A 12,880-nucleotide genomic window follows, 5' to 3' on the forward strand; every position below is an offset into this window, starting at 1 on the left:
GGGGGCAGTCCAACTTGTGGGAGCCGCGCTTGCCGGCGATGGGCCGCAAAGCGGCCCCGGTTGCCTCAGTGCAGGATCTGGCTGAGGAACAACTTGGTCCGGTCACTGCGCGGCCGGTCGAAGAAGTCATCCGGCGCCGCTTGCTCGACGATCTCGCCCTTGTCCATGAAGATCACCCGGTTCGCCACGGTCCGGGCAAAGCCCATTTCGTGGGTTACGCAGAGCATGGTCATGCCGTCCTCGGCCAGGCCGACCATGGTGTCGAGCACTTCCTTGACCATTTCCGGGTCCAGCGCCGAAGTCGGCTCGTCGAACAGCATGATCTTCGGCTTCATGCACAGCGCCCGGGCAATTGCCACGCGCTGCTGCTGGCCACCGGACAGCTGCCCCGGGTACTTGTGCGCCTGCTCCGGAATACGTACCCGCTCCAGGTAGTGCATGGCGATTTCCTCGGCCTTGCGCCGCGGCATCTTGCGCACCCACATCGGCGCCAAGGTGCAGTTCTCCAGGATGCTCAGGTGCGGGAACAGGTTGAAGTGCTGGAACACCATGCCCACCTCGCGGCGGATCGCCTCGATCTGCTTGAGGTCGTTGGTCAGCTCCACGCCATCGACCACGATGCGGCCCTGCTGGTGCTCTTCCAGGCGGTTGAGGCAGCGGATGGTGGTCGACTTGCCCGAACCGGACGGCCCGCACAGGACGATACGCTCGCCCTGGCGCACGTTCAGGTTGATGTCCTTGAGCACATGGAACTGGCCGTACCACTTGTTCACGCCCTGCATCTGGATGATGCCTTCGGGGCCGGCAGGCTGCTTGATCGCTTCACTCATTTCGAAACTCCTAACGCTTGTGGCCAGTGTCCAGCTTGCGCTCCAGGTGCATGGAGTAGCGGGACATACCGAAACAGAAAATCCAGAACACCAGGGCGGCGAACACATAGCCCTCGGTGGCCATGCCCAGCCAGGCCGGGTCAGCGGCGGCTTGCTTGACGCTGTTGAGCAGGTCGAAAAGGCCGATGATGATCACCAGGCTGGTGTCCTTGAACAGGGCGATGAAGGTGTTGACGATGCCGGGGATCACCAGCTTGAGCGCTTGCGGCAGAATCACCAGGCCCATCGCGCGCCAGTAGCCCAGGCCCATGGCCGCGGCAGCTTCGTACTGGCCCTTGGGGATGGCCTGCAGGCCACCGCGCACCACCTCGGCGACGTACGCCGACTGGAACAGGATCACCCCGATCATCGCCCGCAGCAGCTTGTCGAAGCTCATGCCTTCAGGCAGGAACAACGGCAGCATCACCGACGACATGAACAGCACGGTGATCAGCGGCACACCACGCCAGAACTCGATGAAGGTGACGCAGACCACCTTCACCGCAGGCATCCTCGAACGCCGCCCGAGGGCCAGCAGAATGCCCAGCGGCAAGGCACCGACGATGCCCACGGTGGCGATCACCAGGGTCAGCATCAGCCCGCCCCACTGGCTGGTGGCGACGTTGCTCAGGCCCAGCAGGCCACCGTGCAGCAAGGTGTAGGCGAGCACCGGGTACAGCACCAGGAAGCCCAGGCCATAGACGGCCTTGCGCGGGAAGCGCTTGATGAACAACGGCGCGGCACCCAGCACGGCCAGCCACACGGTGAGATCGACGCGCCAGCGCAGCTCGACCGGGTAGTAGCCGTACATGAACTGGCCAAAGCGCTGCTGCACGAACACCCAGCAGGCGCCATCCTTTGTGCAGTCGGCCCGGGTAGTGCCGACCCAGTTGGCGTCGATCAATGCCCATTGCACCAACGGTGGCACGATCAGCCACACCAGGTACACGGCGAACAGCGTCAGCAGGGTGTTGAGCCAGCTGGAGAACAGGTTTGCACGCATCCATGCGAGCACGCCGACGGTTTTCACCGGTGGCGGCATATCGGGTTTGAAAACATGGGCATTCACGGGCGTATCCTCACCGCTCGATCAGCGCAATGCGCTTGTTGTACCAGTTCATCAGCAGCGAAATGCTGATGCTGATGGCGAGATAGACACTCATGGTGATGGCGATCACCTCGATGGCCTGGCCGGTCTGGTTGAGCACGGTACCGGCGAACAGCGAAACCATCTCCGGGTAGCCGATACCGGCCGCCAGCGACGAGTTCTTCGCCAGGTTCAGGTACTGGCTGGTCAGCGGCGGAATGATCACCCGCAGTGCCTGGGGGATGATCACCTTGCGCAGGGTCGGGCCATCACGCAGGCCGAGCGAGTGGGCGGCCTCGGTCTGGCCGTGGCTCACCGAACGAATGCCCGAACGCACGATTTCGGCAATGAACGCTGCGGTGTAGATGGTCAACGCCAGCGTCAGCGCCAGCAGCTCGGGGATCAGCACCCAGCCACCAACGAAGTTGAAGCCCTTGAGCTGCGGCACTTCCCAGTGCACCGGGCTGCCGAACAGCAATGCGCAGGCGCCAGGAATGGCGATCAGCAGCGCCAGCCCCACCCAGAACTTGTGGAACGGCTCGCCGGTCTCGTCGAAGCGTTTGTTGGCGTAACGCACCATCACCACGATCGCCACCAGCGCCAGCACCAGGGCGACGACGAACGGCCAGAAGCCCTCCGCCATGGAGGCACCGGGCATGTTCAGGCCACGGTTGCTGATGAAGAAGGTGTCGTCGATGTTGATGCTGCCCCGTGGCCCCGGCAGGGTCAGGAACACCGCGAAGTACCAGAACAGGATCTGCAGCAGCGGCGGGATGTTGCGGAAGGTTTCCACATACACGGTCGCCAGCTTGCTGATCATCCAGTTCGGCGACAGCCGCGCCACACCGATGATGAAGCCGAGCACGGTCGCCAGGATGACGCCGATGAAGGTCACCAGCAGCGTATTGAGCAGGCCGATGACGAACACCCGCGCATAGCTGTCGGACTCCACGTAGGGGATCAGGTGCTGGGCAATACCGAAGCCGGCACTGCGGTCGAGAAAGTCGAAGCCCGAGGTGATACCCCGGTGTTGCAGGTTGGTTTGCGTGTTGTGGAACAAGTACCAGCCCAGGCCGACCACGAAGACGATCGTGAGGATCTGGAACAGCCACGCGCGCACACGCGGATCGTTAAGGGACAAGCCCTTGGGTGCGCCGATTTGATTTTGCATGAAGTGCCCCGGACAGTAGGGATTCGAACAGCCTGCGGCGGCGGGATGCCGCCGCAGGGTGCAGCCATCAGCGCACAGGTGGCGCGTACTGGATGCCGCCGTTGTTCCACAGGGCGTTCATGCCACGGTCGATCTTCAGGTCGGTGCTCTGGCCCAGGTTCTTCTCGAACACTTCGCCATAGTTGCCGACTTGCTTGACGATCTGCACTACCCAGTCCTTGGGCAGCTTGAGGTCCTTGCCGTACTCGCCATCCGCGCCCAGCAAGCGGGCGACGTCCGGGTTCTTGGTGGCCTTGGCCTCGGCCTCGACGTTCTTCGAGGTGATGCCGGCCTCTTCGGCGTTGAGCATGGCGAACAGGGTCCACTTGACGATGCTGAACCAGTCTTCGTCGCCTTTACGCACCACCGGGCCCAGCGGTTCCTTGGAAATGGTTTCCGGCAGGACCACGTAGTCGGTCGGCGCAGCCAGCTTGGAGCGCTGGGCGAACAGCTGCGACTTGTCCGAGGTCAGCACGTCGCAACGGCCAGACTCCAGCGACTTGGCGCTCTCGTCAGAGGTGTCGAAGGTGATCGGGGTGTACTTCAGGTTGTTGGCACGGAAGAAGTCCGACACGTTCAGTTCGGTGGTGGTACCGGCCTGGATGCAGATGGTCGCGCCGTCGAGCTCCTTGGCGCTGGAAACGCCAAGCTTCTTGTTGACCAGGAAGCCAACGCCGTCATAGTAGGTGACGCCGGCGAACACCAGGCCCATGCCGGCATCGCGCGAGCTGGTCCAGGTGGTGTTGCGCGACAGCACGTCGACTTCGCCCGACTGCAACGCGGTGAAGCGTTCCTTGGCGTTGAGCTGGCTGAACTTGACCTTGGTCGCGTCACCGAACACGGCGGCGGCCACGGCGCGGCAGACGTCGGCGTCGATACCCACGATCTTGCCCTGCGCATCAGGTACCGAGAAGCCTGGAAGACCGTCGCTCACGCCACACTGGACGAAGCCCTTCTTCTTTACCGCATCGAGGGTGGCGCCGGCCTGGGCGGTGCTCACGGCGCCCAGTGCAGCGGCAGCGGTCAGGACTGCCAGGGTGGTTTTCAACATCTTCATTCACAACCTCCAAATCGCTCTTGTTGTACGAGCCGGAATTGCACCGCACCCTTATGAGGCGCATCCGACCCTTGTTGGCTTGTTATTGGGTCAATTGGCGCAATGGGCTGTTCTGTGACAGCCTTCGCGTGCAAAGGGTGTTACCGTCACGGCCTGCCCTTTGCATCGAATGAAGAATTGCAAAGCGCGTACCAGATTTGTTGGCTGTAGCGTTTAAGCGCTCGTCAAGTAGGGAAAGTTGTATCGTTGCGACATTCTCTTTCTGTCAGATAATTCCTACGCCTTGTTTTCACGCACCTTTATGAAAGGCACGCACACTTTCGGAGCAGTCATGACCAACCCGCTGATTCTCGAACCCCAGAAAACCGCTGACGCCTGTGTGATCTGGTTGCACGGTTTGGGTGCCGACCGTTACGACTTCCTACCTGTTGCCGAATTCATGCAGGAACGCCTGCTCAGCACCCGCTTCGTCATGCCCCAGGCGCCGACCCGCCCGGTGACCATCAACGGCGGCTATGCCATGCCTAGCTGGTACGACATCAAGGCCATGACCCCGGCCCGCGCCATCGATGAAGCGCAGCTGGATGAGTCGGCCGAACAGATCATCGGCCTGATCAAGGCCGAACAGGCCAAGGGCATCAACCTGTCGCGGATTTTCCTCGCCGGCTTCTCCCAGGGCGGCGCAGTGGTACTGCACACTGCCTATATAAAGTGGCAAGAAGCGCTGGGCGGCGTGATTGCCCTCTCCACCTATGCCCCGACCTTCACCGACAGCCACCAGCTCAGCGCCTGCCAGCAACGCACCCCGGCCCTGTGCCTGCACGGCGTGCACGACCCGGTGGTGATTCCGTCCATGGGCCGTACCGCGTTCGAATACCTCAATACCTGGGGCGTTGCCGCACGCTGGCACGAATACCCGATGGAACACGAAGTGGCGGTCGAGGAACTGAGCGACATCCACGACTGGCTGAGCAAGCAATTGCAATAAGCCAACCCATTTGTAGTTGTGGGAGTTTTCCCCTACGCCGCGCCCAGATCTTGCATTACACTGCCCGGCGTACATTCCTTAACCAGTTGATGAGACGATCGTGCTCAAGGCACTCAAGAAAATATTCGGCAAAGGAGACGCCGCGCCCCAGGCCGTCGCTCCTGCTGCCAGCGTGACGCCAGCGGCGCCCGCGCCCACTGCCGAGGCCCGGCCCGCCCCCGAACCGGCCGCACCTCGCGCCAAACCCGCCGCCAAGCCCGCCGCCAAGGCAGAAGCACCCGCCGATGCCCCAGCGCCCACCGACAGGCCGGCCAAGGACAAACCACGTCGCGAACGCAAGCCCAAGCCTCAGGCGAGCCTGTGGAAGCCGGAAGACTTCGTGGTCGAGCCGCAGGAAGGCAAGACCCGCTTCCACGACTTCAAGCTCTCCAACGAGCTGATGCACGCCATCCACGACCTCGGTTTCCCGTACTGCACGCCGATCCAGGCGCAGGTACTGGGTTATACCCTGCGTGGCCAGGACGCCATCGGTCGCGCCCAGACCGGTACCGGCAAGACGGCGGCGTTCCTGATTTCGATCATTTCCCAGCTGCAGCAGACGCCACCGCCCAAAGAGCGCTACATGGGCGAGCCGCGCGCGCTGATCATCGCGCCGACCCGCGAGCTGGTGGTGCAGATCGCCAAGGATGCCGTCGCCCTGACCAAGTACACCGGCCTGAACGTGATGAGCTTCGTTGGCGGCATGGACTTCGACAAGCAGCTCAAGGCCCTGGAAGCTCGCCACTGCGACATTCTGGTAGCCACCCCCGGCCGCCTGCTGGACTTCAACCAGCGCGGCGAAGTGCACCTGGACATGGTCGAGGTGATGGTGCTGGACGAAGCCGACCGCATGCTCGACATGGGCTTCATCCCCCAGGTCCGGCAGATCATCCGCCAGACCCCACCGAAGAGCGAACGCCAGACCCTGCTGTTCTCCGCCACCTTCACCGACGACGTGATGAACCTGGCCAAGCAGTGGACCACCAACCCGGCGATCGTCGAGATCGAGCCGGAGAACGTCGCCAGCGAAACGGTCGAGCAACACGTGTATGCGGTGGCCGGCAGCGACAAGTACAAGCTGCTGTACAACCTGGTGACCCAGAACAAGTGGGAACGGGTGATGGTGTTCGCCAACCGCAAGGACGAGGTGCGGCGCATCGAGGAAAAACTCGTGCGCGACGGCATCAATGCCGCGCAGTTGTCGGGTGATGTGCCACAGCACAAGCGTATTCGTACCCTCGAGAGCTTCCGTGAAGGGCGCATCACCGTGCTGGTGGCCACCGATGTGGCCGGGCGCGGGATTCACATCGACGGCATCAGCCACGTGATCAACTTCACCCTGCCGGAAGACCCGGACGACTACGTGCACCGCATCGGCCGTACGGGCCGTGCAGGCACCAGCGGTGTGTCGATCAGCTTTGCCGGTGAGGATGATTCCTACCAGCTGCCGGCGATCGAAGAGCTGCTGGGGCGCAAGATCAAGTGCGAGATGCCGCCGGACGAACTGCTCAAACCAGTACCGCGCAAGCACCACTGATTTGCGCTGGATTCTTCGCGGGTAAACCCGCTCCCACAGGGTTCTCTACAGGACCTGAGGACAGCGGTTTACCTGTGATAACCAAGTCTTGAAGGCTGTGGATATCCCTGTGGCAGCAGGTTCACCCGCGAACCGGGGCAACGCCCCGGCCATCAAACAGAGGATCTACCAGCGCCCTGCGGCATCCTGGTCACTCTGTTTGCCTTCTACCCAGCGCGGCCCTTCCTGGGTATTTTCCTTCTTCCAGAACGGCGCCCGGGTCTTCAGGTAGTCCATGATGAAGTTGCAGGCATCGAACGCCGCCTGCCGATGGGCACTGGCCACGCCGACAAAGACGATCGGCTCACCCGGCTCCAGCGCACCGATGCGGTGCAGCACCTCGACCTTGAGCAACGGCCAGCGCTGCTCGGCCTCGACCACGATCTTGGCCAGGGCCTTCTCGGTCATGCCCGGGTAATGTTCGAGGAACATCCCCGCCACGTCGCGACCATCGTTGAAATCACGTACATAGCCGACGAACCCGACCACGGCGCCGACGCCGACATTGGCCGCATGCATGGCATTGACCTCGGCCCCAGGGTCGAACGCCCCTTGCTGCACTCGCACTGCCATGTTCAGCCTCCGGTCACCGGTGGGAAGAACGCGACGTCATCACCCTCTTCCAGCGGCTCGTCGAGCCGGCACAGCTCTTCGTTGCGCGCGCACATCAGGTTCTGTTCGGCCAGCACCGCATACGGCCCACCTTTGGCCACCAGCGCCTGGCGCACATCGTCGAGCACCTTGAATTCGCCTTCCAGGCGCTCGGCATCGACGCCCAGCAACTCGCGGTAACGGGCGAAGTACATCACCTTGACCTTCATCATGCCTCCACCTTGTAGTGCCCGCTCTTGCCACCCACCTTTTCCAGCAGGCGCACCTGTTCGATGACCATGCCCTTGTCCACGGCCTTGCACATGTCGTAGATCGTCAGCGCAGCGACGCTGGCGGCGGTCAGCGCCTCCATCTCGACGCCGGTCTGCCCGGCCAGCTTGCAGCGGGCGACAATGCGCACCGCGTCCTGGCCTTCGGCGCTCAGTTCGACCTTGACGCTGGTCAGCATCAGCGGGTGGCACAGCGGGATCAGGTCGCTGGTCTTCTTCGCCGCCTGAATACCGGCAATGCGCGCCACGGCGAACACATCGCCCTTGGGATGCTCGCCGTCGACGATCATCTGCAAGGTCTGCGGCAACATGCGCACGCGCGCTTCGGCCACGGCCTCGCGCTCGGTCACGGCTTTTTCAGTGACGTCGACCATGTTGGCGCGCCCCTGGGAATCAAGATGAGTCAGCACTGCTCTGCTCCTGTGAAGGGAACAGAGAGTGTAAACCCGTGGGTCAGGTTTGCGCAGAGGAAAAAACCGGGCGGCGTACCGCCCGGCTGCACCAGGTTACAGATGCGACTCGGCGTACTCGGCCAGCACCGAGCGTGGCACACCCTGCAGGGTGATGTGCACACCATGGGGGAAGTCCTTGAAGCGCTCGGTGAGGTAGGTCAGGCCCGAGCTGGTCGCGGACAGGTAAGGCGTATCGATCTGTGCCAGGTTGCCCAGGCACACCACCTTGGAACCGGAACCGGCCCGGGTGATGATGGTTTTCATCTGGTGCGGCGTGAGGTTCTGGCACTCGTCGATCAGGATCAGGCTCTGCTGGAAGCTGCGCCCACGGATGTAGTTCAGCGACTTGAACTGCAGCGGCACGCGTTCGAGGATGTACTCGACGCTGCCATGGGTGCTTTCGTCGTCCATATGCAAGGCTTCGAGGTTGTCGGTGATGGCGCCCAGCCAAGGCTCCATCTTCTCCGCCTCGGTGCCCGGCAGGAAGCCGATCTCCTGGTCCAGCCCCTGCACGCTGCGGGTGGCGATGATGCGCCGGTAGCGCTTGCTGACCATGGTCTGCTCGATGGCCGCGGCCAGGGCCAGGATGGTCTTGCCGGAGCCGGCGGCGCCGGTCAGGTTGACCAGGTGGATATCCGGGTCGAGCAAGGCGAACAGCGCCAGGCTCTGATGAATATCCCGCGGCTTCAGGCCCCAGGCTTCCTGGTGCAGCAAGGGTTCCTGGTGCAGGTCGAGCAACAGCAGTTCGTCGTTACGGATGCCTTTTACCCAGCCGACGAACCCTTGTTCGTCAATGATGAACTCGTTGATGTGCACCGCTGGCAGGTTGTCGATCATCTGCACCCGATGCCAGGTGCGTCCACGCTCCTGGCGGGTATCGACCTTGCTGACGCGGTCCCAGAACGACCCGCTGACCGAGTGATAGCCCTTGGACAGCAAGGAAACGTCGTCGACCAGCTGGTCGGTGCTGTAGTCCTCGGCGGCAATCCCGCAAGCGCGCGCCTTCAGGCGCATGTTGATGTCTTTGGTGACCAGCACCACGTCCAGGTCGGTGCGCCGGCTGCGTACGTCGAGCAGGGTATTGATGATGATGTTGTCGTTGAGGTTTTCCGGCAGCAGCTTGCTGGGCTCGTTGCGCGGGCTCATCAGGATCGACAGGTAACCCTTGGGCCCGCTCTTGCCACGCTGGATCGGCACGCCCTGCTCGACATCGCTGGGCGAAGCGTCACCGAGGGTCTGGTCGATCAGGCGGATGGCCTGGCGACATTCGGCAGCAATGCTCTGTTTACCGGTCTTGAGCTTGTCGAGTTCCTCCAGCACCGTCATCGGTATGGCGACGTGATGCTCCTCGAAGTTGAGTAATGCGTTGGGGTCGTGAATCAGGACGTTGGTATCGAGCACATAGAGGATTGGCTTGCTGGAGGAAGGGGTGCGTCCTTGGTCATCCATACTCGGTCACCTTATGTCGAAGCCACACGGCACGCTCTGTAGTGCGCCGCAGAGTGACCGCCGTTCTCCCCGTATCCGCGTTGCTACGGCCGGGAAGCGTACCTGGCAAGGTGGGCCTGGATGACGCCACCTGTGCTGCAGGAATCGGCTGTCTGGTTTCTTCATACCGCAAAAGCCATAACCGAAAAAAGCATTTTTACGCAATTTTGATGTTTATTTTTCCGATTGACGAAGAGCGCTTGGCGGCAACCCCGGACGGGACTACAGTCAGAAGTCACACCCTCTATTCGCGATCAGCGTAATCGCGGCAGTTCTCCCAGCCGATCCCGCTTTGCACCGTGCTCTGCAGCAGCCACTCGACCGCCGGCTGCGCCTTGGGCAGGCTGTCATGGAACTGGATCACCCCTTTGCGCCAGAGCAGCATCAAGGTCAACACACGCTGGGCCGAAGCTTCGGCGGTCAGCGGGCCATCATCCTGAGCATCGATATCCCATAGCGACACCCGCAGCTGCTGGCTGGCCATGAAGGCCTCGCCGTCGGCCCGGCGCTGGCCATAGGGCGGGCGGAACAAGGGCACGTATTGCGCCGGCAGGTCGGCCTGGACCCGGGCCTGGGCGCGCTTGATCGAGTCCTGCCAGCCCTGCCACTGAGCGTGAGAGCGATATTCCCAACCCTGGATGCCCACGCATTGGCCGGCGTAGAGCTGGCTCAGCGCATTGGCCGCGCCGGTATCGCGCCGCTGCTGCAGGCGATTGCCCAAGACAAAGAAGGTCCCCTGCAGCTTCTGCTTGCGCAGGTATTCGGTGAGCGCGTCAGTGCTACCGCCATCGGCTCCCGGGCCACCGACGAAGGTCAGCAGGAACATGCGATCGTTCAGTTCATCGCCATTGCGCTCGCGGCTGGACAGGCGCTCGACCTCGCTGCTGGTCTGCGGCAGCAACGCTGCCTTGCGCAGCTGTTCGTCCAGATAACGCACATGGAACTGATGACTGGGTTCGATCCAACCTGTGTAGAACGTGCCGACTTCTGTGGCGAACGTCGCCGCTCTGGTGCGCAAGTCGGCGATGGATTCGAGCAGGTAGCAGAACGAGGCATCCTGTTCGCAACTGCGCTGAGCCTGCTGGTAGCCCTGCCACAAGCGCTGCCACATCTGCGCCCGCAGCGCGCGGATTTTCTGCAGGTTGATCTGCCGCAGCCCCAACCGCGCAGCCAGCGCGCCATCATCGAGCAGCTCGCTTTCATGCAGCACCTGGGCAAATGACAGGATCTCGGCCCGCGAGGCGACGTCGAACAGCACCGGGCTGTCCAGTTGCTCGGGCCACTGGCTGCGGTCGAGGCTGGCCGGGGGCATGGGGGCAGCCTGGGCGGCCAGGCTCAACAAGGTGGCCAGCAAGGCCCCGGCAATGCGCACGATCGGTCTCTCCGTGACAGCCAAAACGCGCACTATAGCGCCTGCTTCGGCGATGGTCTGTGACTATTGTCGCCATAGTTTGGCGTTACCGGCCGTGATCCGTAGAATTCACCGCAACGATTTCAGGAGCCGACCCGATGCTGACGGTGATTTCCCCCGCCAAGACCCTCGACTACGACACCGCACCGGTGACCGAGCGTTTCACCCTGCCGCAATACCTGGACGATTCCCAGGAACTGATCCTGCAGCTGCGCGAACTGTCGCCGGCGCAAATCAGTGAGCTCATGCACCTGTCCGACAAGCTCGCCGGGCTCAATGCCGCACGTTTTGGCAGCTGGACTCCAGACTTCACCCCAGCCAACGCCAAGCAGGCGCTGCTGGCGTTCAAAGGTGACGTGTACACCGGCCTGGATGCCGAAACCCTCGGCGAGGACGATTTCAGCTATGCCCAGGAGCATCTGCGCATGCTCTCCGGGCTGTATGGCCTGCTGCGCCCGCTCGACCTGATGCAGCCCTACCGCCTGGAAATGGGCACCAAGCTGGCAAACACCCGCGGCAAGGACCTGTATGCCTTCTGGGGAACGCGTATCAGCGAATGGCTGAACCAGGCACTGGCCGACCAGGGCGACGAGCTGCTGCTGAACCTGGCCAGCAACGAGTACTTCAGCGCGGTGAAACGCAGCGCGCTGAAGGCCCGGGTGATCAACGTCGACTTCAAGGACCTGAAGAACGGCCAGTACAAGATCATCAGCTTCTACGCCAAGAAAGCCCGCGGGATGATGAGCCGTTTCGTGATCCAGGAACGGGTCAACGACCCGGAGCAGCTCAAGCAGTTCGATGTGCAGGGCTATTACTACAGTGCCGAGCAGTCCAAGCCGGATCACCTGGTGTTCCTGCGCGATCACCCTGAGCAGTGATGAAGGCTGCCGTGGGATCTACCTGGGATCTGCAGCGCCTGTGAGATCGAGCGCCGCCCGCGCGGCGCATCGCGAGCGTTGCTCGCTCCTACGTTCGTTTCGGGCCAGTAACCCCTGTGACAGGCGCGCGCGACCGCCCTGTTGGTACGACGCGATGTCGCGCCATGCGCCAAGACGTTCGCGCGCGAATCCCCCAGAAATAACTGGCCCGAAACAAACGTAGGAGCGAGCAAAGCTCGCGATGCGCCGCGCGGGCGGCGCTCGATCTGCGACGCGCCGAAACTACATCGGCGAACTCCCGCCCCACTCCTCCCTCCCGCCCTGCAACAGGGCAAGCTTCAAAGCGCCATCAAGTCATTATTTCGACGCCAAAAAACTAGCACCCTCCTCTATATCGCCAAACGCCATAAGACCGTTCGTACTTTTTTGACGAATTTTGAAAAAATTTTTTGCATGGTGGCATAACAACAGCGCTCCTCAGGCCCGTCCTTTATATCCGGGGGTGAAACTGTTGTGTGCTATCAAAGTGAAAGTATTTGCCACTGAAAAATTATTTAGAAATCTTTCATGGAGGCGAAACCCAGCCAGGAACTTCTCCTGCGAGCCACCGCTCATAGTGCCGTAACGAATTTCATGCCCCAGGGCTGTGAGAGATGACTTACAGATGACAAGCGGCAGGTATCCATTACCAGCCCCTTAAACTTAGAAAGGTGTAACGGGCTCTTCGGAAACCCCGGATCACGGAGGACATACGCGCCCTTAAAATCGTCCTAGTGGTTGATTTCAAAGGATTTATTCACTTGAAAGAACAAGCACAGCAACGCGCCAAGTAGCGCTTTGCAATAAAGACGGCTGCATCTCAGGGCACGCCTTTTTAATACTGGCAATTAACTGCCAACTTTTAGTGCACAACTTTGTGCGCGACGGATTTATTCATGCCTGCG

The 12,880-nt window shown here is 61.9% G+C and carries 12 protein-coding genes; 3 read left to right on the forward strand and 9 right to left on the reverse strand.

All coding sequences use genetic code 11. From position 1 onward, the window contains the following. Positions 1–65 precede the first annotated feature (65 nt). The 4 genes from OCX61_RS22835 to OCX61_RS22850 form a co-directional block, all read right to left on the reverse strand. The gene (locus tag OCX61_RS22835) at positions 66–830 is read right to left on the reverse strand and encodes an amino acid ABC transporter ATP-binding protein (protein WP_003251792.1); all 765 of its coding nucleotides are present in this window, start codon (positions 828–830) and stop codon (positions 66–68) included. 10 nt (positions 831–840) lie between these two features. After that, complete coding sequence (locus OCX61_RS22840; RefSeq protein WP_261941493.1) at positions 841–1,938, reverse strand: amino acid ABC transporter permease; 1,098 nt, start codon at positions 1,936–1,938, stop codon at positions 841–843. 10 nt (positions 1,939–1,948) lie between these two features. Next, positions 1,949–3,127, reverse strand: coding sequence for an amino acid ABC transporter permease (locus tag OCX61_RS22845; protein WP_261941494.1), 1,179 nt, complete (start codon positions 3,125–3,127; stop codon positions 1,949–1,951). A gap of 67 nt (positions 3,128–3,194) precedes the next feature. Then, entirely contained in the window at positions 3,195–4,223 is a 1,029-nt protein-coding gene (locus OCX61_RS22850; protein WP_261941495.1) for an amino acid ABC transporter substrate-binding protein, read from the reverse strand. Between the two features lie 331 nt (positions 4,224–4,554). Here OCX61_RS22850 and OCX61_RS22855 point away from each other — a divergent pair, with 331 nt between their 5' ends. Both OCX61_RS22855 and rhlB read left to right on the forward strand, forming a co-directional pair. After that, positions 4,555–5,211: an alpha/beta hydrolase gene (locus OCX61_RS22855; RefSeq protein ID WP_261941496.1), complete on the forward strand. Its 657-nt coding sequence runs from the start codon at positions 4,555–4,557 to the stop codon at positions 5,209–5,211. Between the two features lie 100 nt (positions 5,212–5,311). Next, positions 5,312–6,787 (forward strand): ATP-dependent RNA helicase RhlB, encoded by a 1,476-nt coding sequence (gene rhlB, locus OCX61_RS22860; protein ID WP_261941497.1) that lies wholly within the window; start codon positions 5,312–5,314, stop codon positions 6,785–6,787. A 165-nt stretch (positions 6,788–6,952) separates the two neighbouring features. Here the strand turns inward: rhlB and moaE are convergent, their stop codons facing one another. The 5 genes from moaE to OCX61_RS22885 form a co-directional block, all read right to left on the reverse strand. Then, the gene (moaE, locus tag OCX61_RS22865) at positions 6,953–7,399 is read right to left on the reverse strand and encodes a molybdopterin synthase catalytic subunit MoaE (protein ID WP_261941498.1); all 447 of its coding nucleotides are present in this window, start codon (positions 7,397–7,399) and stop codon (positions 6,953–6,955) included. A 2-nt stretch (positions 7,400–7,401) separates the two neighbouring features. Continuing rightward, positions 7,402–7,647, reverse strand: coding sequence for a molybdopterin converting factor subunit 1 (gene moaD / locus OCX61_RS22870; RefSeq protein WP_261944356.1), 246 nt, complete (start codon positions 7,645–7,647; stop codon positions 7,402–7,404). Next, positions 7,647–8,117 carry a cyclic pyranopterin monophosphate synthase MoaC gene (gene moaC / locus OCX61_RS22875; RefSeq protein ID WP_085675049.1) on the reverse strand — a complete coding sequence of 157 codons (471 nt, stop codon included), beginning with the start codon at positions 8,115–8,117 and terminating at the stop codon, positions 7,647–7,649. The genes moaD and moaC overlap by 1 nt, the downstream gene beginning before the upstream one ends. Before the next feature lie 96 nt (positions 8,118–8,213). Then, on the reverse strand, positions 8,214–9,608 hold the full coding sequence (locus OCX61_RS22880) for a PhoH family protein (RefSeq protein ID WP_261941499.1): 1,395 nt from the start codon (positions 9,606–9,608) through the stop codon (positions 8,214–8,216). Between the two features lie 283 nt (positions 9,609–9,891). Further along, positions 9,892–11,019, reverse strand: coding sequence for a polysaccharide deacetylase family protein (locus OCX61_RS22885; protein WP_261941500.1), 1,128 nt, complete (start codon positions 11,017–11,019; stop codon positions 9,892–9,894). 137 nt (positions 11,020–11,156) lie between these two features. Between OCX61_RS22885 and yaaA the strand changes: the two genes are divergently transcribed. Next, entirely contained in the window at positions 11,157–11,936 is a 780-nt protein-coding gene (yaaA, locus tag OCX61_RS22890) for a peroxide stress protein YaaA (protein WP_261941501.1), read from the forward strand. The last annotated feature ends 944 nt before the right edge of the window (positions 11,937–12,880 follow it).

The sequence above is a fragment of the Pseudomonas sp. LRP2-20 genome, from assembly GCF_024349685.1.
Lineage (GTDB): Bacteria > Pseudomonadota > Gammaproteobacteria > Pseudomonadales > Pseudomonadaceae > Aquipseudomonas.

Coding starts and splice junctions, on each gene's coding strand:
- OCX61_RS22835 (WP_003251792.1), bottom strand. CDS start 830: ATGAGTGAAGCGATCAAGCAGCCTGCCGGCCCCGAAGGCATCATCCAG.
- OCX61_RS22845 (WP_261941494.1), bottom strand. CDS start 3,127: ATGCAAAATCAAATCGGCGCACCCAAGGGCTTGTCCCTTAACGATCCG.
- OCX61_RS22850 (WP_261941495.1), bottom strand. CDS start 4,223: ATGAAGATGTTGAAAACCACCCTGGCAGTCCTGACCGCTGCCGCTGCA.
- OCX61_RS22855 (WP_261941496.1), top strand. CDS start 4,555: ATGACCAACCCGCTGATTCTCGAACCCCAGAAAACCGCTGACGCCTGT.
- moaE (WP_261941498.1), bottom strand. CDS start 7,399: ATGGCAGTGCGAGTGCAGCAAGGGGCGTTCGACCCTGGGGCCGAGGTC.
- moaD (WP_261944356.1), bottom strand. CDS start 7,647: ATGAAGGTCAAGGTGATGTACTTCGCCCGTTACCGCGAGTTGCTGGGC.
- OCX61_RS22880 (WP_261941499.1), bottom strand. CDS start 9,608: ATGGATGACCAAGGACGCACCCCTTCCTCCAGCAAGCCAATCCTCTAT.
- yaaA (WP_261941501.1), top strand. CDS start 11,157: ATGCTGACGGTGATTTCCCCCGCCAAGACCCTCGACTACGACACCGCA.